General features: G+C 41.2%; 17 protein-coding genes and 1 riboswitch. Of the genes, 10 read left to right on the top strand and 7 right to left on the bottom strand.

Annotation, left to right across the window (positions count from 1 at the left end; translation table 11 throughout):
• Nucleotides 1-24: 24 nt before the first annotated feature.
• Nucleotides 25-2,400, bottom strand: a complete 2,376-nt coding sequence (gene lptD, locus P3L40_RS17200; protein ID WP_153674097.1) for an LPS assembly protein LptD — start codon at nt 2,398-2,400, stop codon at nt 25-27.
• Nucleotides 2,401-2,578: 178 nt separating this feature from the next.
• On the opposite strand from lptD, the gene djlA reads away from it, so the two are divergent.
• Nucleotides 2,579-3,394, top strand: a complete 816-nt coding sequence (gene djlA, locus P3L40_RS17195; protein ID WP_004257658.1) for a co-chaperone DjlA — start codon at nt 2,579-2,581, stop codon at nt 3,392-3,394.
• 579 nt (nt 3,395-3,973) lie between these two features.
• On the opposite strand, the gene rluA is transcribed toward djlA, so the two are convergent.
• The 6 genes from rluA to thiB form a co-directional block, all read right to left on the bottom strand.
• Nucleotides 3,974-4,627: a bifunctional tRNA pseudouridine(32) synthase/23S rRNA pseudouridine(746) synthase RluA gene (rluA, locus tag P3L40_RS17190; RefSeq protein ID WP_196732548.1), complete on the bottom strand. Its 654-nt coding sequence runs from the start codon at nt 4,625-4,627 to the stop codon at nt 3,974-3,976.
• 144 nt (nt 4,628-4,771) lie between these two features.
• Nucleotides 4,772-7,678 carry an RNA polymerase-associated protein RapA gene (gene rapA, locus P3L40_RS17185; RefSeq protein ID WP_004257655.1) on the bottom strand — a complete coding sequence of 969 codons (2,907 nt, stop codon included), beginning with the start codon at nt 7,676-7,678 and terminating at the stop codon, nt 4,772-4,774.
• Between the two features lie 377 nt (nt 7,679-8,055).
• A complete protein-coding gene (locus P3L40_RS17180; RefSeq protein ID WP_210853204.1) occupies nt 8,056-10,407 on the bottom strand; it encodes a DNA polymerase II in 2,352 nt (783 codons plus the stop codon).
• Between the two features lie 74 nt (nt 10,408-10,481).
• A complete protein-coding gene (gene thiQ / locus P3L40_RS17175) occupies nt 10,482-11,192 on the bottom strand; it encodes a thiamine ABC transporter ATP-binding protein ThiQ (RefSeq protein ID WP_094961109.1) in 711 nt (236 codons plus the stop codon).
• Complete coding sequence (gene thiP / locus P3L40_RS17170) at nt 11,185-12,789, bottom strand: thiamine/thiamine pyrophosphate ABC transporter permease ThiP (RefSeq protein WP_210853206.1); 1,605 nt, start codon at nt 12,787-12,789, stop codon at nt 11,185-11,187. Before thiP ends, thiQ begins: the two co-directional genes overlap by 8 nt.
• Nucleotides 12,765-13,769, bottom strand: coding sequence for a thiamine ABC transporter substrate binding subunit (gene thiB / locus P3L40_RS17165; protein ID WP_144139812.1), 1,005 nt, complete (start codon nt 13,767-13,769; stop codon nt 12,765-12,767). Before thiB ends, thiP begins: the two co-directional genes overlap by 25 nt.
• A gap of 58 nt (nt 13,770-13,827) precedes the next feature.
• Nucleotides 13,828-13,925, bottom strand: a riboswitch (TPP riboswitch).
• Nucleotides 13,926-14,037: 112 nt separating this feature from the next.
• On the opposite strand from thiB, the gene rppH reads away from it, so the two are divergent.
• From rppH to recC, 9 genes are all read left to right on the top strand, one after another.
• Entirely contained in the window at nt 14,038-14,571 is a 534-nt protein-coding gene (gene rppH, locus P3L40_RS17160; RefSeq protein WP_004257639.1) for an RNA pyrophosphohydrolase, read from the top strand.
• 3 nt (nt 14,572-14,574) lie between these two features.
• Nucleotides 14,575-16,821, top strand: coding sequence for a phosphoenolpyruvate--protein phosphotransferase (gene ptsP, locus P3L40_RS17155; RefSeq protein WP_004257635.1), 2,247 nt, complete (start codon nt 14,575-14,577; stop codon nt 16,819-16,821).
• Nucleotides 16,822-16,983: 162 nt separating this feature from the next.
• Nucleotides 16,984-17,880 carry a prolipoprotein diacylglyceryl transferase gene (gene lgt / locus P3L40_RS17150; RefSeq protein ID WP_036957999.1) on the top strand — a complete coding sequence of 299 codons (897 nt, stop codon included), beginning with the start codon at nt 16,984-16,986 and terminating at the stop codon, nt 17,878-17,880.
• A 119-nt stretch (nt 17,881-17,999) separates the two neighbouring features.
• Nucleotides 18,000-18,851: a thymidylate synthase gene (locus P3L40_RS17145; RefSeq protein ID WP_004257622.1), complete on the top strand. Its 852-nt coding sequence runs from the start codon at nt 18,000-18,002 to the stop codon at nt 18,849-18,851.
• A 317-nt stretch (nt 18,852-19,168) separates the two neighbouring features.
• Nucleotides 19,169-19,654 carry a prepilin-type N-terminal cleavage/methylation domain-containing protein gene (locus tag P3L40_RS17140; RefSeq protein WP_164455929.1) on the top strand — a complete coding sequence of 162 codons (486 nt, stop codon included), beginning with the start codon at nt 19,169-19,171 and terminating at the stop codon, nt 19,652-19,654.
• Nucleotides 19,648-20,253 (top strand): prepilin peptidase-dependent protein, encoded by a 606-nt coding sequence (locus P3L40_RS17135; RefSeq protein WP_136134318.1) that lies wholly within the window; start codon nt 19,648-19,650, stop codon nt 20,251-20,253. Before P3L40_RS17140 ends, P3L40_RS17135 begins: the two co-directional genes overlap by 7 nt.
• A complete protein-coding gene (locus tag P3L40_RS17130) occupies nt 20,250-20,690 on the top strand; it encodes a DUF2509 family protein (protein WP_094961116.1) in 441 nt (146 codons plus the stop codon). The genes P3L40_RS17135 and P3L40_RS17130 overlap by 4 nt, the downstream gene beginning before the upstream one ends.
• Entirely contained in the window at nt 20,690-21,076 is a 387-nt protein-coding gene (locus P3L40_RS17125) for a prepilin-type N-terminal cleavage/methylation domain-containing protein (protein ID WP_110591275.1), read from the top strand. Before P3L40_RS17130 ends, P3L40_RS17125 begins: the two co-directional genes overlap by 1 nt.
• The gene (gene recC / locus P3L40_RS17120) at nt 21,054-24,428 is read left to right on the top strand and encodes an exodeoxyribonuclease V subunit gamma (RefSeq protein ID WP_272693281.1); all 3,375 of its coding nucleotides are present in this window, start codon (nt 21,054-21,056) and stop codon (nt 24,426-24,428) included. The genes P3L40_RS17125 and recC overlap by 23 nt, the downstream gene beginning before the upstream one ends.
• Nucleotides 24,429-24,432 lie beyond the last annotated feature (4 nt).

Here is a 24,432-nt window from a genome sequence, read left to right as displayed (position 1 = left end):
GACAGTAACTCTATGTTATTTTTATCAGAAAGCACGTTGATAAGGCATAATGCCACTTTCTAACATCTTCTGACTACCTAAACTATGATTGTTATTTAGGCCTCTAAGTTCCACATTGATTGACCATTTATTGTCATATTCACTGCTGAACTTCTCTTTTTGCCAACCAACTATCTTACGTTCATAGCCAAGGTTGACCGCCCAGCAGCAAGTATTGTATTGCAAACCAACAAGTTGGCTCGCAGGTTGCTGTTGTTTGGTATCATAATAATATGAGCCCACAAAACCCCAGCGCTCGCTTAATGGCCAACTAACTACAGTACCCACCTGTGAAATACCACGTTGGTATTCAGGCAGTGTATAGGTATAGCCGCCATTCGCAGTATCTTCACGACGGAAGGTCGCTTGAATATAATCGCGGTCAACGAAACGGTAGTTCAACTGAACTAAACGATCGGCATCTAAACGGTATTCTGCAACCGCATTCCCCATGGTGACATTACCGAGGCGGCGGTCATATTGTAAACCACCACGCAAGCCCCAGTTATCATCAATTCGCCACATAGAGTCGGTGGCCCACAATAATGAACCAGTGTTACTTTTATCATCAATTGGGCGATTTGAATCACCCGCACGTGGGCGTTCGAAATAATAAATTTGACCCACTGAGAAATTAAACCGCTCAGCTAAAGCATCATCATACACGCGGGTTGTAACACCTGTGGTGAACTGGTTTGCAGAGGCGATACGGTCAAGGCCACTGTAAATTCGGTCACGGAATAAACCGCTATAGTCTGACTGCAACAATGAAGAGTCAAAGTTATTGATATTATCTTGATCTTTATACGGAATATATAAATATTGGACACGTGGTTCTAATGTTTGAACGAAATCACTACCTTGGAAAAGGTCTCGTTCGAAGACAACTTTTGCATCGCTTTTAAACATTGGTAGAACACGTGTCACATTTTTTTCTAAGCTTTTATCTGTATTCGAGCGTGGGATATCTTGGTCGTAATGAGTCGCATACAATTTGATACTGTTATTCATATTTGCCCAGCCATTAGATAATGGCAGGTTTACTTCTGGCTCGATGTGTAAGCGAGTTGCATCAGGGTTATTTTTCCCCACACTCGTAAAGCGAGCAGCTTGTGCGTAAGTATGCACATCAAAGGCACCTAAATTATTTTTATAATAATTGAAGTCCACTTGTGGCTCTGCTTTATAAGCTCGTTTGTTGGGGTTATCAGCAAAAATTTGGAATTGTTTGTGAGTAACTTTTGCATTCCAGTTTGTATCTGAATAACCTGCACTGAATTTTTGAGTGGCATAGCCATCAGTGGTACTACCATACTGGGAACTAAAGTCAGTAAAATAGCTAGGGTCGCTCACTTTGGTATAGTCAGAGCTGAAGTTCCAGTGTTCCGCGTAAGTCCCAGAATGGCGCCAATAGAATAACCAACGGTCATCACTATCACGGTCTTCACGCTTACCACGTTCTTTGTCCTTGATATAAGCTCGGTCATGATTTAGAAAATCAAAGGCCACGGTGCCTGTACCAGGAGCAATGAGATAACGGAATTCATTGTTTAATTTTACACCACGGTGGGTCATAAACTGTGGGGTAATCGTGGCATCGTAGTTTGGCGCAATATTCCAATAATAAGGTAATGAGAACTCTAGCCCATCGTTACTTGAATAGCTTCCCGTCGGAATTAAAAAACCGGAACGGCGTTTATTACCAATCGGCAATTGCATATATGGGCTATAGAAAATAGGCACGTCACCCACTTTAAAACGTGCATGCCAAATTTCAGCCACTTCTTCTTCGCGGTCGATAATCACTTCAGAGCCCGCAACGCTCCAGCTATTATTGCCGGGTAAACAGGTCGTGAATGTGCCGTTTTCCATAATAGAATAACGGTTTTCACCACGCATTTTCATTTTCGTTGCGTCACCTCGTCCCTGACGGCCTACCATCATGTAGTTACCATCATTCACATCAGTGTTTTTATTATCTAAGTTAGACCACGCAGAAGGGCCTTTTAAGATAATTTGTGGGTCATCGTAGTGAACATTACCCGTGGCGGTTACTTCACGGACAGGAAGTTCACCCGCAGTTTCTGTTTGCGTGAGTTTAACCTTATCAGCGGTTAATGTTTGGTTCCCTTGTTGAATATCGACATTACCTTCATATTCAACAAAATTCGGGTATTCACCACGGACATCTTCAGCGGTAATGTGAATCGGCAGGTCGTTAGGGTCACCTTTTACAATCGGTTTTGTGTAAACAGGGACACCCAGCATACACTGCTGTGCAAGGTCAGCATGCGCTTGCTGACTATAAATTGCCGCCCATACCATGGTGGCGAGTAGTGTTGGATAGCTTTTTTTCATCATTAAATATGGGGTTCCGTCATCATTGGCATCGCCAGCAAACGCTCAAAGACTAACTTAGCCAACCACTTTGCGCCAGTATAATGTAAGAAACTTTACGCGCGGGTAGTTATGCATAGAGCTGAATGAATAGTATGATAATGCAAAATTGCATTTTGAGCATTGAAGAATTGAGGGATATATGCACTATTGGGGCAAAATTATTGGCGTTATACTCGCAATCGTCTCTGGATTGGGTTTTTGGGGGGCGCTAATTGGGTTAATTATTGGACATGGTTTTGATAAAGCATCGATTCAACGTAAATTTGCAGGGAGAATGAATAAGCGTGATCGCCAAATTATTTTCTTTGCTAGCACTTTCCAAATTTTGGGGCATTTAACGAAGTCCAAAGGCCGTGTAACCGAGACAGATATTCAGCTTGCAACCAATTTAATGGACAGAATGCAATTACACGGAGAAACACGAAAAGCGGCTCAACAAGCATTTAGAGAAGGCAAATCCCCTAACTTTCCATTACGTGATGTATTAAAACAATTACGTATGGCCTGTTATGGCCGTTTTGACTTAATTCAGATGTTTCTGGAAATTCAATTACAGGCAGCTTTTGCAGATGGGCAGCTACACCCAAACGAAAGAAAAGTGCTGTTTATTATTGCTGAAGAGTTAGGTATTTCTAAGGTTCAGTTTGAACAGTTCTTGGATATGATCCAAAGTGGTCGCCAATTTGGCCAAGGGTACTCTCAGCAGCAATCAGGAGGGTATTATCAGCAATCGAATGGCCCAACCCTTGAAGATGCTTGTAAAGTCCTTGGTGTGTCCCCGAGTGATGACCCAACAAAAATTAAGCGTGCCTATCGTAAATTAATGAGCGAACATCACCCAGATAAATTGGTTGCGAAAGGTTTGCCGCCAGAAATGATGGAGATTGCTAAGCAAAAGGCGCAGTCTATCCAAGCAGCTTATGACTTAGTCAAGAAGGAGCTCGGCTTTAAATAAATTTCCCTGTCATATTTCGCGCCGCAGCGTTGTTGGCTGCGCTCGCGCACCCTAGTCACATACTTGTTGTATGCTCCTAGGGATTTGCTCTCTTGCCGCCTAGCTGCAACACGAACTATTTAAGGGAAATCAGGTTAACGAAGAAAAACCAAAAAATCTCGCTTTGTTGGCTGCGCTCGCGCACCCTAGTCACATACTTGTGTATGCTCCTAGGGATTTGCTCTCTTGCCGCCTAGCTGCAACACGAACTATTTAAGGGAAATCAGGTTAACGAAGAAAAACCAAAAAATCTCGCTTTGTTGGCTGCGCTCGCGCACCCTAGTCACATACTTGTGTATGCTCCTAGGGATTTGCTCTCTTGCCGCCTAGCTGCATCACGAACTATTTAGGGGAAATCAGGGGAATAATTAAAATGGATTATTTCGCTCCCGTTTTTTGTTGGCTGCGCTCGCGCACCCTAGTTACATAGTTATGTATGTTCTTAGGGTAAAAACAAACGGGAAAATAATCAGCGCAAAAACAGAGTGAGTTAATTTCTGCACTGGTAATATTGAAATCTAATCAATCGATTAGAGACCGTTAAAAATCCGGTGGGCAGGTAAAATGCATTGGCGTGCCGTATTCAGGGTGGGTGATGTATAATTCCTGAGCATGTAATTGTAAGCGAGTAGCTAGCGCTTTGGCCTCATCGTGTGCATAGAAGCGATCACCAAGGATAGGGTGACCTAACGCTAACATATGGACTCTAAGTTGGTGCGAACGACCCGTAATAGGGGAAAGCTTTACGCGAGTGGCTTGTTCTTCATATTGTAAAACTTGGTACTCGGTTTGTGCTGATTTCCCTGTTTCGACACACACTTTTTGCTTAGGGCGGTTTGGCCAATCACAAATTAGCGGCAAATCAACCAAGCCTTCTTCTTTTTCTAAATGACCCCAAACACGAGCAATATAGAATTTTTTCGGCTCACGCTCTCTAAATTGGCGTTTAAGTTCGCGTTCAGCTTTTTTGTGCAGTGCCACAACCATGACGCCACTTGTCGCCATATCTAACCGATGTACGGATTCAGCGGCGGGAAAATCACGCTGAACACGGCTCATAATGCTGTCATGGTGCTCTGGCGCTTTTCCGGGAACAGAGAGTAACCCGCTAGGTTTATTCACCACAATGATGTGATCATCTTGGTAAAGTATATGCAACCAAGGTTCAACAGCAGGTTGGTAGGGTTCCATCATAACGTGTGTAACTCCGAAGCTTTTAAATAATTTCTCCCTCAGATGAGGGAGAAATAAGTGACTATTTTAGTTTACGCTTACTATAATTCAAATTACTAATAATAAGCTATTTGAATGAGCGACAGCGTACTCACAGCAAGTCGGCTACTGATGAGTTACCACAACTAAACGAATCGCATCTAGTCGCCATGTAGCTTGGTCGATATTAGTCATCAGTTGTTGGCGTTCTTCCTCAATAATATCAAGTTCTTCATCACGGATATTTGGGTTGACCGCTTTTAGTGCTTCTAAACGAGAAAGCTCCAACGTTAGCGCCTTATCAGCCGCTTCTTTTGCATTTTCTATCAATGCCTTGGCTTCTTTTTCGATCATTGGCTCAGATAAGCGTAATACCGAATGAACCTCATTTTGTACTGCATTGACCAGTTTGCTTGCCATATGGCGGTTAATGGCATTTAATTGGCGGTTAAAACTTTCAAACTCAACTTGAGATGATAAGTTATTACCTTTTAAATCAATTAATAAGCGTACCGGAGTTGCGGGTAAGAAACGGCTAATTTGCAGGTGCTTAGGTGCTTGAGCTTCCACAACGTAAATCAGTTCAGTCAATAAGGTGCCAACAGGCAGCGCTTTGTTTTTCAATAAAGAAACCGCACAGCTGCCGGTATCGCCAGATAGCACTAAATCTAAACCATTACGAATAATAGGGTGCTCCCAGCTAATAAACTGCGTGTCTTCACGAGAAAGTGCTTGCTCTCTATCAAACGTGATGGTGCAACCATCTTGAGGAAGTCCTGGGAAATCAGGTACTAACATATGGTCTGAAGGTGTGAGGATAATCAGGTTATCACTTTTATCTTCTTGATTAATACCGACAATATCAAAAAGATTGAGTGCAAAGTTAACCAATTCGGTATCGTTATCACCTTCACCAATTTCTTCAGCCAACAGATTGCCAGACTCGCCACCGTTTGAATGCATTTCAAGTAAACGGTCACGGCCTTGTTCCAATTGCAATTTCAAGCTGTCATGCTCTGCACGGCAGGTTTTAATAAAATCATCAAAACCTTCTGTGACTGTCGGTTCAGCCATAAATTGCAGTAATGGTTGGTAGTATTTATCGTAGATAGCTCGGCCTGTTGGACAGGTATGTTCAAAGGCATCTAAGCCTTCGTGATACCAGCGGATCAATACAGATTGTGCGGTATTTTCTAAATAAGGCACATGAATGCTGATATCACGGCTTTGTCCAATACGGTCTAAACGGCCGATACGTTGCTCAAGTAAGTCTGGATTAAACGGCAGGTCGAACATCACCAACTGGTTAGCAAATTGGAAGTTACGCCCTTCAGAACCGATTTCAGAACATAATAGAACCTGCGCGCCTTCTTCTTGAGAGGCGAAATAGGCAGCAGCTCGGTCACGTTCTAATAACGATAACCCTTCGTGGAACACGGCAGCACGAATCGCTTCGCGTTCACGTAACACTTGCTCCAATTGTAGTGCAGTTGCGGCTTTCGCGCAGATCACTAACACTTTTTCATGGCGGTTTGCGGTCAAAAAGCCCATTAACCACTCAACCCGCGGGTCAAAGTTCCACCACGTGGCGTTTTCACCTTCGAACTCTTGGTAAATTTGCTCAGGGTAGAGCATTTCTTTTGCACGTGTTTCAACGTCTTTTTTACTGCCCATAATACCAGCCACTTTAATTGCGGTTTGGTATTGGGTGGGCAATGGCATTTTTAACGAATGCAATTCACGACGAGGGAAGCCTTTGACGCCATTTCGGGTATTTCTGAACAACAGGCGGCTAGTACCATGGCGGTCCATTAACATGTTGATCAGCTCTTGGCGCGCGGCATTGCCATCTTCACCTTCAAGGTTTGCAGCCTTTAGCAGTGGTTCGATATCTTGTTCTTTGATTAATTCGTTAAGTAAATTTTGCTGGTCATTAGTCAGTTTGTCACCCGACAGCAACAGTGAAACCGCATCAGCAACAGGACGGTAGTTTTCTTGCTCAGCAATAAAGTCTTGGTAATCATGAAAACGGCTAGGGTCAAGTAAACGCAGGCGAGCGAAGTGGCTTTCTTGGCCAAGTTGCTCTGGTGTTGCCGTTAATAGCAAAATAGAAGGAATATTTTCAGCTAATGTTTCAATAACTTGATATTCACGGCTCGGGGCGGTCTCACTCCACTGTAAGTGATGAGCTTCGTCGACGACCATCATATCCCAGCCCGCTTCAACTAATTGGTCAAAACGCTGCTTGTTACGACGGACGAAATCCAGTGAACACAGAACGAGTTGTTCTGTTTCAAATGGGTTATCACTATCATGCTGTGCTTCACTGTAACGGCTATCATCAAACAAAGAAAAACGCAGATTAAAGCGGCGTAGCATCTCAACCAGCCATTGGTGCTGTAAGCTATCAGGAACAATAACTAAGACGCGCTCTGCACGGCCTGCCATTAATTGCTGGTGGATAATCATCCCCGCTTCAATGGTTTTACCTAAGCCGACTTCGTCAGCGAGTAATACACGCGGATGGTGGCGTTTTCCCACTTCATTGGCAATATGTAATTGGTGTGGGATCAGACTTGCACGAATACCGCGTAGGCCTGTCGCTTGATGTTTGACTTGCTCGCTTTGGAATTTGCGCGCACGAAAGCGTAAAGCGAAACGGTCCATACGGTCAATTTGCCCAGCAAATAGACGATCTTGCGGCTTATTGAATGTGAGCTTGCTGTCGAGGAACACTTCTCTAAGGCTCACACCGGTTTCTTGCGTATCTAAACGTGTGCCGATGTAAGTCAATAATCCTTTATCTTCTTCAATGCTTTCAACTTGAAGTTGCCAGCCTTCGTGGCTGGTAATGGTATCACCTTCATTAAACATCACTCGGGTAATAGGGGCATCACTGCTAGAGTAAAGGCGGTTTTCGCCACTAGCAGGAAAAAGCAACGTTACCATACGGGCATCAATTGCCACGACGGCACCTAATCCAAGTTCGCTTTCTGTATCGCTGATCCAGCGTTGACCAAGAGTAAATGGCATAGATTTAACTTAATTCCATAAAATTGAGAGTTTATTTTTTAGATTTTTTAAGACAATTTTTATCAGTGTCTTCGCCCAGTGTTGGTGTAGCTCATTAATAGTTACACAAGGAAGAGTTCGAATTATTTTAAAAATAGTCGTTACCTGATGATTAATTATACACATTTAATTATTCAAATTGCAGCAAAGTGAGCACTAAGGCGTTTGCTGGGCTTGTGGCCGAGACAATGAGTCAGTCTGTTTGAATTATAATGAGTATTGTTGATTATCACGCATAATTTGTGTAGCCAGACGTGCGAGACACCAAAGGGGCGATATATTAATTCAACCGAAGGCTATCGTCACCTGTTAAAAAAACATCAAAGGTAGAATAAATTTTAAAACAACAGGGTAATTTGCCCAGTTAGCAGGGTATCAAAGTCATCTTGTAAGAAAGGCAAGATAGCATCTGCTATTGGTTTGATTTGCTTGGAAATATAATGTTCGTAATCCGGTTTTGCCGTGATGATTTCCAGCGGTTCAGGCCCTGCCTGAGTGATAATATAGTTTATCCAACCACCATTTTGATATTGCAAAGGGCGCTGTAATTTTAAATTATAGTCATCAGCGGTACGAGCAGCTCGAACATGCGGAGGAACATTTTTTTGGTAATCAGTCAATTTTCGGCGCAGGCGTTTACGGTAAACTAAACGGTCATCATATTGGCCAGAACGAATATTTTGCACATATTCACGAATATATTCACGGTAAGGTTGGCGATAAAAAATACGGGTATAGAGCTCTTTTTGGAATATTTGTGCTAAGGGGGTCCAGTCCGAGCGAATGGTTTCCAGCCCTCTAAATACCATGGTGTCTTTACTCAGCCCTGCATAGCGTTTTTTACTCCCCATTTCAGCACCACGTACCGTTGGCATCAAAAATCGGCGGTAATGGGTTTCATATTCAAGTTCTAAAACCCCCTCTAATTGCCATTCTTCAGCTAAATGTTTTTTCCACCAGCTATTCACGTAATCACGTAAAGCAAAGCCAATTTTTTGCGCTTGCTCTTCATTGTGGGCGTCTCGTAACCATACAAATGTGGAGTCGGTATCCCCATAAATAACTTGGTAACCCTGTGACTCAATCAAACGTTTGGTTGTACGCATAATTTCATGGCCACGCATGGTGATTGATGCAGTCAGTCTTGGGTCAAAAAAACGGCACCCTTCAGCGCCTAGTACCCCAGCAAATGCGTTCATAATAATTTTCAACGCTTGGGATAGTGGCGCATTATGCTCTTTTTTGGCTTTATCCCGTTCTTGCCAGATATGGCTGACAATATCGGGTAAACAGTGGGTTGTACGAGAAAACCAAGCTTGGCGAAAACCGGGAACAGAATATTCAAGGTCTGGATGCGCTAATCCTTCAATCATACCCGCAGGGTCGATGAGAAAAGTTCTAATAATTGAAGGATATAGGCTTTTATAATCCAAAACTAATACGGAGTCATATAGCCCAGGTTGGGAGTCCATGACAAAGCCCCCGGGGTTCAGTTGCATTTTATGTTCCGTAAGGTTGGGCGCGACAAAGCCAAGGCGGTGTAGACGGGGAATATAAAGGTGTGAGAATGCTGCGACAGATCCGCCCATTTTATCAACAGCAAGGCCAGTTACTGTTGAACGTTCTTGCAAGAAAGCCATTAAATCGGTTTTTTCAAAGATCCGATGGACTAAAATACAATCTTGAATATTGTAGTGTGCTAGAGCGGGTTTATCGTGAGCAAAGCGGCGGTTGATTTCATCCATTCGGTCATAAGGGGTATCAATCGCTTTACCTTCGCCAAGGAGTTCTTGAGCGACAAACTCTAAACTAAATGATGAAAAACTCCATGTTGCTGCTTTTAATGCATCAATACCATCAATAATTAACCGGCCTTCAGCAGCGGCAAAAAATACCCCTTGCTTAAAGCCATGCTCTCGCCACTCCAATTTTTTGTTTTGTCGACCAAACAATAATGGGATGCCATAACGCTCAGCATGCTTTTGTAATACTTGTAAGTCGAATTGGATTAGGTTCCAACCAATGATGGCATCAGGGTCATATTGGTGAAGCCATTCATTGAGCTTATGAAGTAATTGCGGGCGGCTATTCACATAGATTAAGCGATGTTCAGAGCTCAATGCAGGCCCTTGTTCTGGCCCTAACATAAATACCACATTGTCACCACAGCCAGACAGCCCTATAGAATAGAGTTCACCATGTTGGCTGGTTTCGATATCAAGGGAAACAGCTTTGACTAGGGGACGGTAGCCTTCACAAGGTTTTAGTTGAAATTCTCCTTGCTGATTTTGAGAAAACCAGACAGAGGCCGCGATAAAGCGTTCCATTAGATACCGTTCACTTGGGCGAATATCTGTTTCTAATAATTCGACACCCAATTCGTTGCAGCTTTTTTCAAGATTCTGTAATTGTCGATATTGGTGGCAATAAATCGCATAGACTTTTTCGCGTTTAAAATCAATTAATTCAAGGGGCCGGTAGGTAATATTGGGTTGTTCATCTAATAAATGTTTTACTTGAGGGAATTGAGATTCAGCTAAAAAGCCAATGGCTTTTTGATAGGGAACGGTGACCTTTTGAGGTTGATTATCAGTGAGTAGCCAATAAGAGACCTCAACACCGTGGCGGGTGTCTTTCCAGTGACGGCTAAGAATAAAGCCTCTTTCTGCTGGAGCGATAAGTTGGGTCATTAGGCTACTCGCATAAAACTTGCATAAAAAATAGTTACGATAAATATACGCGAATAGTGTGAATTTATACAGTGTTAATTGTTGGCAGCGGTGGTGATACTCAGTAACGCAGATGCCGCACTTTGCCCCTGTAATAGGTATTGAGTATCACCATCGTAGGCAATATTCCCTTCTGCAATAACCAGTGTCCGCGGGGCAATTTGCAGGGCATCATCGACATTATGGGAAACCATTAACAATGTGATTGATTTTTCTGCACAAATTTCCCTGAGTAATAGCAGCATTTCTCGGCGCAATGCGGGGTCGAGAGCTGAAAAAGGCTCATCAAGCAGTAAAATTGGTTGATTGCGGATCATGCAGCGTGCTAATGCCGCGCGTTGACGTTGCCCCCCCGACAGTTGTGCCGGTAACCTATCTAAACATTCACTCAGGCTGACACGGCTCGCCATTTGCTCAACTCGCTGAATTTGCGTTTTATTCAGACGTAAATTGGGTTGCAGTCCAAGACCAATGTTTTGCCGGATTGTCAGGTGTGAAAATAAATTATTTTCTTGAAATAACATAGAAACAGGGCGCTTAGCTGGAGGGCTAAAAGTATGGTCTTCGCCATTGAGCACAATCGTTCCGCTTTGGGGAAATTGAAAGCCGCTAATCAGGCTTAATAGCGTACTTTTCCCAGCACCACTTGGCCCCATAACTGCCACAGACTCACCAGACTGAACAGAAAAATCAAATGACATTGTCAGGTTGTCGTATTGGTAATCTAGCTGAGTCAATTTAATCATGGTGTTTTCCTGAGATACGTTCAATCAAGCTAAATAAGCAAAAGCAAAGTAATAATAATAACATGGCCGTAACAGCCCCATCGTTTGACCGGTAAGCCCCTATTTGCTGATAAAGATAATAAGGGAGTGTGCGGAAGTTATCATTGCCAAATAACGCGACAACACCAAAATCACCAATTGAGATAACACAAGCAAATGCGAGAGCTTGGGAAATAGGTTTGCGTAATGCTTTAAGTTCAATAAGTTGGAAACGATTAAAACCAGAAATGCCAAGTGATTGGCACAATGGGTTATAGCGTTCAGCGCTGTCTCGCATAGGGTTTTCTAATACTTTTAACGCATAGGGAATGGCTAACAAAGCATTAGTCATGATAACTAATGGGTAAGGGGATTCAGGTAAGCCTACCGTTTCATTAAAAAAGATAAAAAAACCTGTCGCGAGCACGATACCGGGCATGGCTAAAATAATTAACCCACTAAGTTCTAAGGCTTGCCCTAGACGAGCCGCTTGGCGTAAGCGCAATTCACGGCTGCTCCATAACAACATTAAGGTAAGTGCCACGCAGACAGCGCCAGCACACAGTGCAATAAACACAGAGGTTGCCGTGGCTTGCCATAAGGCAGGTTGCTGCAATACCGCCCAAAGTTGCCCATTTAAGCCATCAAAAATAACAGCGAACAGCGGGGGCAGTAGCAATAACATGGCAGCAATAATGAGCAGCAGGTCACGAATACGACGAAATGCGTTATCAGCGGGGTCAACCCATTGCGCTTGTTGGCTAAACCCCACTGAAAATACACTATTTACTCTATGGCAGATAAACATTAAACCGACACAGAAAAACAGCTGGATGAGCGCCAAAAGGGTGGCTCGTCCTAAATCAAAATCATAATTAAGTGCTTGGTAAATAGCCAATTCGATGGTGGTTGCTGCCGGGCCGCCTCCCAGAGCGAGAACCGTCGCAAAGCTGGCAAAGCACAGCATGAAAATTAATGCGGCAGTGGGTAATATTTGTCGCCGTAAATAGGGCCATTCTAAAATAGTGAATTGCTGCCACTCATTAAACCTCAGTTGTGCTGCAATCTGCCGTTGCTCAATAGCGATATTCTCTAAAGATTGCAATAGCATACGTGTTGCCAGTGGCATGTTAAAAAATACATGCGCTAACAAAATGCCTTTTAGGCCATAAGGTGAAAAGGTGTAATCAAGCCCCAGTAATTGACAAAGTTTAGCTAGCCAACCCGTCTGCCCGTAAACCGATAAAATACCAAACACGGCAACTAATACCGGAAGAACCAATGTCATTGCACATAGGCGTAAAAATAGGGTTCGTCCAAAAAAACGACGGCGGTGCAGTGCTCTTGCAAGAAAAATAGCAGGGATTACAGAAAAAATGGCGGATAAAAAAGCCTGCCAAAAGGTAAACCCAATCACATGCCACAAATAGCTATCGCTAATAATGTCAGCCATTGAAATTTCAGGTGCAAAAAACCACAGTGCACCAAAACTAATGAGTGCAACCGTAATCAGTAATCCGGAGGCCAATGCCCCCGGTAGTAGAGACAAATTAATTAGCGACTGACGGCGGTTTGCCATAAACGAGTCCAATTTTGGCGTTCTTTGGCCACTTCTTGAGAACTAAATTGTAAGGCTTTTTCAGGTAGAGGTAACTGGTTGTATACCTCAGGTAAGGGAATATCAATGACCGGATACATCCAGTTTGTTGTTGGCAGGGTATTTTGGAATTCAGGTGTTAAGACAAACTGCAAGAACTGCTTGGCAAGCTCTGGCTGTGGGCTATTTTTCAGCCTTGCTGCCACCTCAACTTGCATATAGTGACCCTCATTAAATAATGCCGCAGCATAGTTATCTTTTTGGTCATTAAGCATTTGATAACCCGGCGATGAGGTATAACTGAGTACAAAATCACCTTCCCCTTTTAAGAACAGGCCATAAGCTTCACTCCAACCTTTAGTTACGGTAAGTGTTTTGCCTGCCATTTTTTGCCATGCATCCGCAGACTTGTCGCCATACAGTTTTTCAATCCACAGCATTAAGCCAAGTCCGGGCGTACTGGTTCGAGGATCTTGGTAAATAATTTTCCAATTATTTTCACTATTTAATAATGCATCCATACTTGTTGGTGGTTGTTTAATTTTATTAGTGTCATATATGAATGCGAAATAACCATAGTCATAAGGAATGAAGGTTGAGTTATCCCACGAAATAGGCAGCTTCAATGCACTGGTATTAATGTCGGCAGGAGCAAACAGGCCTGTTTTTTCAGCAGAATCTAATAAATTATTATCTAACCCTAAAATCACATCTGCTTTGCTTTTTTTTCCTTCCATTCTGAGTCTGTTTAGCAGGGCTACACCATCCCCCAGCGCCACTATTTTTAATTCACAATCGCACTGCGCTTCGAAATTTTTTTTAATTTGTGGTCCTGGACCCCACTCTGCGGCAAAGGAATCGTAGGTATAAACAGTAAGCGTTGGTTTATCCGCCCATGCTAATTGACTTAAACTGAGTGCACCAAAGGTAAAGAACGATGCTATAATTTTGTTTTTAAACATGCTTTTTCCTGCGCTAAAAGATAGTGACACAGGATTTGAGGAGAAACCGGTGCAGATATGCAGACGGAGGCTCAAATCCCTACGCCGGTATTAACCGGATCAGGTTCTACGGGTTATTTCTCAGCCGAAATAACTTCGGCACCCCGTTGAGATGTTCACTATTGTAGTGACTTCAGACATATCTGCAAACTGTATTGATATAGGTTTACCAGTTTAGGTATGTGTGAAACAATTAGGCATCTTTCAAATTTGGTTATTGAGGTAGTCTGTGATTGATGATGATGGCTACCGCCCGAATGTAGGAATTGTAATTTGTAATCGGCAAGGGCAAGTTTTATGGGCCCGCCGCTATGGTCAACACTCATGGCAGTTTCCTCAAGGAGGCATCAATCCTGGGGAATCGCCGGAACAGGCGATGTATCGTGAGCTATACGAAGAAGTCGGGCTACAGCGTAAGGATGTCAGGTTATTGGCATCTACCCGTAATTGGTTACGTTACAAATTACCCAAGCGTTTGGTGCGTTGGGATACAAAACCTGTTTGTATTGGGCAGAAACAGCGTTGGTTTTTACTTCAACTTCAATGCAATGATGCCGATATAAACGTGCAGCGCAGTAAATCGCCAGAATTTGATGGCTGGCGATGGGTCAGTTATTGGTATCCTGTTAGGCAGGTGGTTTCTTTCAAACGTGAAGTTTATCGGCGTGTCATGAAAGAATTCGCTCCCGTAGTTATGCCTTTACAGGAACAAAAATTACCACAACGGCCCTCTTTTAATAACCGTAGGCGTGGAGCAAAGTAGCTTATGTTGACGCGTTTACGTGAAATTGTCGAAAAAGTTGCAATGGCGACAAGTTTGACTGATGCGCTAGAAGTGTTGGTGAATGAGACCTGCAAAGCAATGAGAACAGACGTTTGTTCCATTTATTTAGCTGATCACCCTCGCCAATGCTATTACTTAATGGCAACCCGCGGGTTAAAAAAACCTAGCGGGATTGCTATTCGTCTAGGTTTTGATGAAGGTGTCGTAGGGGCCGTAGGGCGCCAATCTGAAATGCTCAATCTAGCCGATATTCGTGAACACCCTCAATATAAATTCCTGCCTCAGCTTAAAGAAGAACAATTAAAAGCTTTCTTAGGTGTTCCCGTGGTATACCGTCGCCAATTATTAGGTGTGCTGGTCGTACAGCAACGGGAAAAACGCTTGTTTAATGAAACCGAAGAATCTTTCATGGTAACGCTGTCGATGCAACTCGCCGTGATTTTGTCGCAAGCACAAGCAAAAGGTATTTTTGGGCAATATCGACAAAATAGAATTAAAGCGATTCCTGTATCACAAGGAATTGCAATGGCTTATGGATGGCAAGATAGTTCCCAACCTTCTTTAGATAGTATTTTTCAAGCAAGCGCTATTGATATCGATAAAGAAAAACAACGCCTTGTCGTCGCCCTTGAAAGTGCTACAGCGGAATGTCGTCGTATTAGTAAACGTTTTATGGCGAGCTCAGCAAAAGAAAGTGCGGCGATATTTGATCTCTACAATCATTTGCTTAGTGACCCACAGCTAAAAAAACACCTGTTTGCCGCCATCAATGATAACGCAACCGCTGAATGGGCAGTTAAAACAGTCATTGAAAATTATGTAGAGCAGTTTTCTCGCCTGCGTGACCTTTATTTAAGGGAAAGAGGGGCAGATTTAAAAGCATTAGGTCAACGCTTATTATTTCATCTTGATGATTCACTTACCGCAAATGAGCAATGGCCAGAACGTTTTATTTTAGTTGCTGATGAATTAAGTGCTAGTGTATTGGCTGAGTTACCTATTGAACAACTTGCCGGTGTAGTTGTGCGTGACGGAGCAACGCATTCTCATTCAGCTATCTTAATCAGAGCTATGGGAATTCCTGCGATTATGGGGGCGGATATTGAGCCTTCGTTATTACATAACCGCCATTTAATATTAGATGGTTACCGTGGTGAGCTCTTTATTGAACCTGAAAATTTAATTGTTCAGGAATACCAGCAAATCATTGAAGAAGAAAATGTTATTAGTCGCTTAGCGGAAGGAACTCTTGAACAAGATGCAGCACTTAAAGGCGGCGAACAAGTTCATATTTACCTTAATGCAGGCTTAAGTCCGCGCTACGAGCAACAGATTAACACAGGGGTTGATGGCGTTGGCCTGTATCGTACTGAACTGCCTTTTATGTTGCACAATGGTTTTCCCTCGGAAGATGAGCAAAAACAACTCTATAAAGAAGTTTTACAACTTTTCCCTACCAAGCCTGTAGTGTTAAGAACCCTTGATATAGGGGCGGACAAACAGTTGCCATACATGCCAATTAGCGAAGAAAACCCAAGCTTAGGCTGGCGCGGTATTCGCATCATGCTGGACCAGCCCGAGATTTTTTTAATCCAGCTAAGGGCTATGTTACGGGCGAATATGTTTTCAGGTAATTTACGTATTTTATTACCGATGGTGACCAGTGTTAATGAGATAGACGAAGCAATTTTGCTGATAAAAAGAGCAAGGGACGAAGTGAGTTTTTTATTAAAAATGCCAGTTGAGATGCCCCAAATTGGTATTATGCTTGAAGTTCCTTCTTTGCTATTTCTATTACCGGAAATAAAAAAACGCGTTGATTTTATCTCTATCGGGACTAATGACTTTACACAATATTTACTTGCTGTTGACCGTAATAACACCCATGTAGCGGCGCTATATGATAATCTTCATCCCTCAATTGTGCGCTTTTTAGCAAAAGTAAGTGAAGAGTGCCAACGCCTTCAACTCCCTGTAAGTGTTTGTGGGGAAATGGCAGGGCAGCCACTCAGCGCAATGGTATTAATTGCTCTAGGATATCGCTCCTTAAGTATGAGTGGGCGTAGTGTTCCTCGCATGAAATATTTAATCCGCCAGCTTGACCCAGCCTTGATGTCGCAGTTAGTACCTAAGTTATTGGCTGCGGAAACGAGTGATAGTGTCAGGCTAGAGGCGAGTGAATTTATGGAGCAACACCATTTAGGCGGTTTTGTACGTGGTGGGATTTAACTTACAACAAGATGTAAGTATTTAATTTGGTTTAGTTTGAAAAATATCAAGTATAAATGACTATACTTTTTGTTGTATGCTTCAGGGGCTTCACAAATTGAAGCCTGTTGAATATGTAATAGTCGACGAGTAGTTGGCTTAATGATTAAAAAGTGGGGAACAATGAGTAACAACTACTTAGCATTTCCGGAAATAGATCCTGTTATGTTCTCGATTGGGCCAGTATCGTTACACTGGTATGGCTTTATGTACCTTGTTGGCTTTGTTTTTGCCCTTTGGCTAGCAGGGCGTCGCGCTGCAAAACCCAATAGTGGCTGGACAAAAAACGAAGTAGAAAACTTGCTGTATGTTGGCTTTGTTGGCGTATTTGTCGGTGGTCGGTTAGGTTACGTTTTCTTTTATAATCTCCCTGTTTTTCTTGACGATCCTTTATATCTATTTAAGGTTTGGGATGGTGGCATGTCCTTCCATGGCGGCCTAATCGGTGTGATATGTGCCATGATGTGGTTTGCTCACCGTACTCGCCGTCGTTTCCTGCAAGTATCTGACTTTGTTGCACCATTGATCCCATTTGGCTTAGGCATGGGCCGTATTGGGAACTTTATTAATGGGGAGCTATGGGGACGAGTAACACTCGATACGCCATGGGCATTTTTATTCCCACATTCACGCAGTGAAGATATTCAACTTGCCGCACAGGACCCTTCGTTATTACCCATATTAGAGCAGTATGGTGTGCTACCTAGACACCCATCACAGCTTTATGAAATGTTCTTAGAGGGAGTTGTTCTGTTCCTTATTTTGAACTTATTTGTGCGTAAACCTCGTCCAATGGGGAGTGTTTCCGGGTTATTCTTGATTGGTTATGGTGCATTTAGGATTATTGTTGAATTCTTTAGGCAACCAGACGCACAGCTTGGTTTATTTGGTGGTATTAGTATGGGACAAATTCTATCAATTCCGATGATTATTATTGGCGTTCTGATGATTGTTTGGGCTTACAAATATGGCAAAAATGTGCCAGCCCATAAGCCACTAAAAGAGCCTACAAAGAGTTAATAAATACAATTATTGGGGCTAACTTAGTCTGTTGAATATAACTATTTTGTAAATAAAGCAATGAAGTACAACGAGACAAAGGTTAGCCACTTAAGTTATTTTTTTAAAAGAGAGTCACTATGAAGCCGTATCTTGATTTATGCCAACGTATTATTGATGAAGGGCAATGGGTTGAAAATAAACGAACTGGCGTTCGTTGTTTAACCGTTATTAACGCTGACCTTGAATATGATGTGGGCAATAATCAATTCCCCTTGATTACGACTCGTAAAAGCTTTTATAAAGCGGCGATAGCTGAGCTTCTTGGTTATCTACGTGGCTACGACAATGCGGCTCAATTTCGTGAAATTGGTTGTAATACATGGAATGCCAATGCAAATGAGAACCAAGCATGGCTGAATAACCCTTATCGCAAAGGTGAGGATGATATGGGCCGCGTATATGGTGTTCAAGGGCGCTCATGGCAACGCCCAGATGGAACACATTTAGATCAGCTGAAAAAAGTCGTCAATAACTTAAAAAATGGAATTGATGACCGCGCAGAAATTATCACTTTCTATAACCCTGGTGAATTTGAAATGGGTTGCTTGCGTCCCTGCATGCATACTCATACTTTTTCATTGCTAGGTGATACCCTACATTTAACATCTTACCAACGTAGCTGTGATGTACCTCTTGGTTTAAATTTCAACCAAGTACAATGTTTTGTTTTGCTCGCTCTTATGGCTCGTATTTCAGGCCATAAAGCAGGTAAGGCTTACCATAAAATTGTGAATGCACATATTTATGAAAACCAACTGCCTTTAATGCGTGATGTCCAACTAAAACGTGAGCCGTTTGCTTCCCCTTCATTGGTTATTAACCCCAAAATTCAGTCATTAGAAGACCTCGAAACATGGGTGACTTCGGATGATTTTACTCTCGAAGGGTACCAGTGCCATGAGGCTATCAAATATCCGTTTACTGTTTGATTAGCGAATAAATTGTTTACTAAGATGGTTTTATCGGAAAACCATCTTATTATCGTTTTTTAACTTATCATCAACTTTCCTCCTTTATCTATCCCATCTTTCTTGATGAATTTTATCTTGGTTCATAATTAATTTACTTTCTTGCATTTATTTTGAATTAACTATTTCTTTGCGAAGCAGCTCGCAAATTGACTTGTATTGTTATGCATTTATTTATTTTGTTGCGAAGCGTTATGCAGTTTGTAATGACAAACCTCGCTAGACAGATTTTTTTTGGCAATCTCTGTCTTGCATATAAAAAGTGGGGTCACAACAAAATGAAAGTTGAATTAAATACAACGCAGCGTGGTTTCACCTTAATTGAGATTATGATTGTTTTATTTATTTGTTCTTTTGTTATTTTTTCTGGTTTATATCAATGGCAACAGCAAGTAGAAAGGCAGCGGTTAATCGATGCGGCTAGGCAAGTATCTGAGTTTATTTATAGCCAAATGACAGAAGGTGTCTATTTAAATAGGTATCAAATATTATCCGTTAAGGCTGGTAGAAATGATTGGCAGCTTGATGTTAAAGATGCGAACAGCAAGCAAGAGGTTGGCAAGTTAACAGCAAAAAGGCACCAAGGAATAGAACTTAGTAAAGCAAGCCGTACTTCAATTCAGCTATATGGTAAGCAGGGAACGATCCGTGCTTTTAGCATAGAGCTAAAAAATCAGAATCAGCAAATCACAATTTATATTTCTTCATTAGGCCGTATTAGAAGCTGTAGTCATAAAAAAATGACAGGGGTACCTAAATGTTGAATCCCTTAAATAACGATAAATTAAAAAAACAGCAGGGATTTACACTTATTGAAATATTAATGGCAATGGCTATCAGTAGCATTGTTTGTGTATCAGCGATGAGCGCTATTCCTACATTATTTAAGCAAACCTATCGAACTTACATTCAATACCAAATAGACAAGGATATAAGGCAAACATTGATAAATATGGAAAAAGATTTTAGAAGGATAGGTTACTGTAGTAGCCTAAATTGTGGTGAAGAACCTTTAAAAATCACATCAAAATTTTTAAGCAAAGGGAATAACTCGTGCATTATTTTTGCTTATGACCAAGATTTATCGGGTAAGTGGGAAGATATTAAATCCAAATCTAAAGATTCTGATTATTTTGGTTATCGGTTAAATAATGAAAAACTAGAGTCCAATCGAAATGTCCGAAATTGTGATGGGACTCGTTGGCAATCATTATTTGATGAGAAGTTAATCAAAGTTAAAAAATTAGCATTTGATTGGCGGGAAAATACCCAATTACTTGAAATGGAAATAAGCCTTAAAACAGAGTTATTACCTAATCAAATATTTAATTACCGGATAGCGGTCTTAGTTAGAAATCTATGAAGAATATAGAGCAACAACAGGGAAACGTTTCTCTGCTTATGGTTATTATTTTTATCACAATAGGCACATTATTGATTAAATCGGTGCATTTTTTCCAAGAACGAGCTAGGGATGAGTTGCATAAGGAAATTAAATATTTCGATGCTTTTAATAAAGCAGAGTCAGCTCTTGCTTGGGGGGGGACATTACATTGGGATAGTCAATATAGAGGATTAAAGCGTTGGGTTTGCCAGAAAGAGGAAAATCAACAATGGAAAAGTTGCTTAAAACATTACAAAGGGGCGGATTTCGTGCTGTCGGGGCAAAGTCATTATCGCTTAGGGAATGATATTAAAGTTTATCGATGGGTAGTATGGGATGCAAATAAGCAACAGTTTTTCTCTCGTAAAAAAGGGTGGTTAGATTATTGCCCAGTGATAAAAAAAGGATTTTGCTAATGAAAACAAAGCAGCAAGGATTTGCATTAGTAGAGGCAATGATTGGCGTGGTTATTTTTGCTATTTCACTGGTAGCTTTGGTAAACTATTCGCAATATATCATATTGAATTTTAATAAATTGTATATGAATTCTTCGGCCATTAGGGTGTTACATAGTACATTAGAGAAAAGCTCAATGTTAGGGGAACCAATATCAGGGGAGAAAAATTCTTCCATAGATCCAAATTTGCGTTACCCTGAGTGGAAAATACAAACAACTCGCTTACCGCGAGCCGATAACTGTACTGAGTTAATGGTATCGTTAACGATAAAAAAACAGCCATTTTCATTAAGCCGTTGGTATTGCTCAACAGGAGAGTACTATGTTCCAAGTGTATCATTCTAATCAATTAGATTTATTAAAAGATCTAATGACTCATTTAATGAAAAATGAACCACTTTCTAACCCTTTTGAGCAAGAAATAATTTTAGTACAAAGTCCTGGAATGTCACAATGGTTGCAAATCGAACTTGCTAAGCAGTTTGGTATTGCTGCAAATATTAGCTATCCCTTACCAGCAACGTTCATTTGGGACATGTTTAGGCGAGTCTTACCGGAAATTCCAAAAGAAAGCGCTTATACCAAGCAAGCTATGACATGGAAACTAATGACAATATTGCCAACTGTCATTGATGAGGAAGAATTTGAACCTTTAAAGCATTATCTTCAAGAAGATACAGATAAACGTAAACTTCATCAGCTTGCTGGTAGGATTGCTGATTTATTTGACCAATATTTGGTTTATCGCCCACAATGGGTTGGAGTATGGCAAAAAAATGAACTAATAGAGGGGCTAAGTGAAAATCAACTATGGCAAAAACGTTTATGGCAGTGTCTTGTTGAATATTCAAATGAACTAAAACAGCCACCTTGGCATCGAGCTAATTTATATCAACATTTTATTGATACATTATCATTGAACCCTGATTTAGGAAAATTGCTGCCAAAGCGTATTTTTATTTGCGGTATCTCATCTCTTCCACCTGTTTATCTACAAGCTATCAATGCAATAGCAGAACATACAGATGTTCATTTAATGTTTACTAACCCTTGTCGCTATTATTGGGGGGACATTCAAAGCGCGTCGTTTTTAGCTAGGTTACAGCAAAGAAAACTTCGCCATTATCTTGATAAACATGAAATTTCACGTTTTAAACTCGAAGAGCATATTCCTAATTTATTTAATGAAAATGGCGAACAGGATATCGCAAACCCACTGCTAGCCTCGTGGGGAAGGTTAGGTCGAGACAACCTATACTTTATTTCTCAAATCGATAGTGCGAATGAAATTTCGGCCTATGTTGATACTGAACGAGCCAATTTATTAGAGAATGTTCAGCAGGATATTTTAGATCTCGAAAACTATGCTCAATTAGGGACAACATTAGAAAATTATGAAACAAGTATTGGCAAACGACCAATCAATGAGCTAGATGATTCGATAACATTCCATTTATGTCATAGTGCACAGCGGGAAGTTGAAGTATTACAAGATCATTTGCTTTCTCTCTTTGAGCAAGATTCATCGCTAACACCGCGTGATGTGATAGTCATGGTGGCCGATATTGACAGCTATGCACCCTATATTCAGGCTGTTTTTGGTAATACGGCATCAACTCGTTATATCCCATTTTCAATTTCAGATAGAAAAGCACTGCAAGCTCACCCAATTTTACAAGCATTTATTATGCTACTCGACTTACCTCAGAGTCGTTTTTCAACGGAGCAAGTTCTTAGCCTACTTGAAGTTTCTGCTTTTTCTCAACGTTTTGGTATTGATGAAAGCGAGTTAAGTTTATTACGCCGCTGGGTTAATGAATCAGGGATCCGCTGGGGGCTTGATGACGATAATGTACGTTCTTTTGCTTTACCAGTGATAGGGCAAAACACATGGGAATTTGGCTTAAGTAGAATGTTGCTTGGCTATGCAATGGATAGCAGAAATGGCCCGTGGAATGGTATTTTACCTTATGATGAGTGTAGTGGCTTAGCCGCCCAGCTTGCCGGGAAATTAGCGCTATTAATTAATACACTAAGAGAATGGCGCTCTTTATTAGCACAAGAACGCCTACTTGAAGAGTGGAAAGAACTTTGTCAGCAACTACTTGATAGCTACTTTATGGTTGATGGGGAAACTGAACTTGTTCTCGCACTATTAACAGAACAGTGGTATCAAATCATTGATAATGCGATAACTTCAGGATATGAAGAACAAGTTCCATTGCGTTTAATTCGTGATGAACTTTCAGTTCGCTTTGATGATGAAAAAATTAGTCAACGTTTCTTGGCTGGAGCCGTTAATTTTTGCACTTTGATGCCAATGCGTTCAGTACCATTTAAAGTTGTCTGCTTACTGGGTATGAATGATGGTGCTTATCCGCGAAATATACCACCATTAGGATTTGACTTGATGGCGGAAAAACCTGTTCGTGGAGACCGAAAACGCCGGGACGATGATAGATACCTATTTTTAGAAGCATTAAATTCAGCATCTAAACAACTTTATGTTAGTTATATTGGGCTTTCTATTCGTGATAATCAGCCTTGTAATCCATCGGTATTAGTTACTGAATTAATTGATTATATTTGCCAAAGCTTTTGTTTAGTTGGTGATGAAACTTTGACTATTGATGAAAGTGCTAAACGATTAAGTGAGCATCTGGTCATCCAGCATAATAGAGTCCCATTCGCAAAAGAAAATTTCTTGCCTGAAACGCCTTATCAGAGTTTTGCGAGTGAGTGGTTACCTGCCGCAAAAACAACAAATAAAGTTGATGAACCATTTTGTTCAATACTTGAAACTCGAGAGCCCATTACTGAAATTTCTTTAGAACAATTATTACGATTTTATCGTCACCCTATCAGGGCATTTTTTCAACAGCGTTTGAAAGTCCATTTTTCTATTGAAGAAACCGAACTGCCAGAAGAAGAGCCATTTAACTTAGGTAGATTACAACGATATAAAATTAATGATCAAATTTTAGATTTACTTGTCAAAGATAAGAACATTGAGCCTTTTTATTCTGCTTTAAAAGCATCGGGTCAGCTGCCTGCTAGGCAATTTGGTCAACTTTTTTGGGAACAGCAGTTGAACGAGATATCGCCATTAGCTGAAAAAGTTAAAGAATATGATATGCAGCTATTTGATTATCCATTAGATTTTCAGTTAAATGGGATAAAAATTACTGGTTTATTGAAAAATATTCATGAAACAGGAATGGTACGATATCGCCCGGCTTACTTAACTGCTAATGATGGGGTACAGCTATGGGTGGAACATTTGCTATTTAACTCGCAAATTGGTGAAGGGGAAAGCCTTGCACTAGGAAGAGATAATAGTATTTGGCAGTTTGCTGCTATTAGCAAAGAAGATGCATTGGCTTATCTACAAGATTTAGTCGTAGGCTACTGTGAAGGGTTTAATTCCCCGTTAATTCTTCTTTCTCAAAGTGGTTGGAGTTGGGTTAAAGCTTGCTTTGATAAAAAGACAAAACAGTACGATTTTTCGAGTGAAGAAATTCAACAAAAAGCATTATCTGCTTTGCTCCAAAGCTTACAAGGAAGTCAGATGCAAAAAGGTGAGATGGAAGACGATTATGTGTCAAGAACTTGTAGAAGCATTGATGATGCGATGATTAAATCTTTGTTATCAAACACTCAACGGTTTTTATTACCGATGACAAAATACTTGAAATGACAGG

The sequence above is a fragment of the Providencia sp. PROV040 genome, from assembly GCF_032706145.1.
GTDB lineage: Bacteria > Pseudomonadota > Gammaproteobacteria > Enterobacterales > Enterobacteriaceae > Providencia > Providencia hangzhouensis.
The sequence above is the reverse complement of the archived record's forward strand: the minus strand, read 5'-3'. Positions and strand labels throughout refer to the sequence as shown.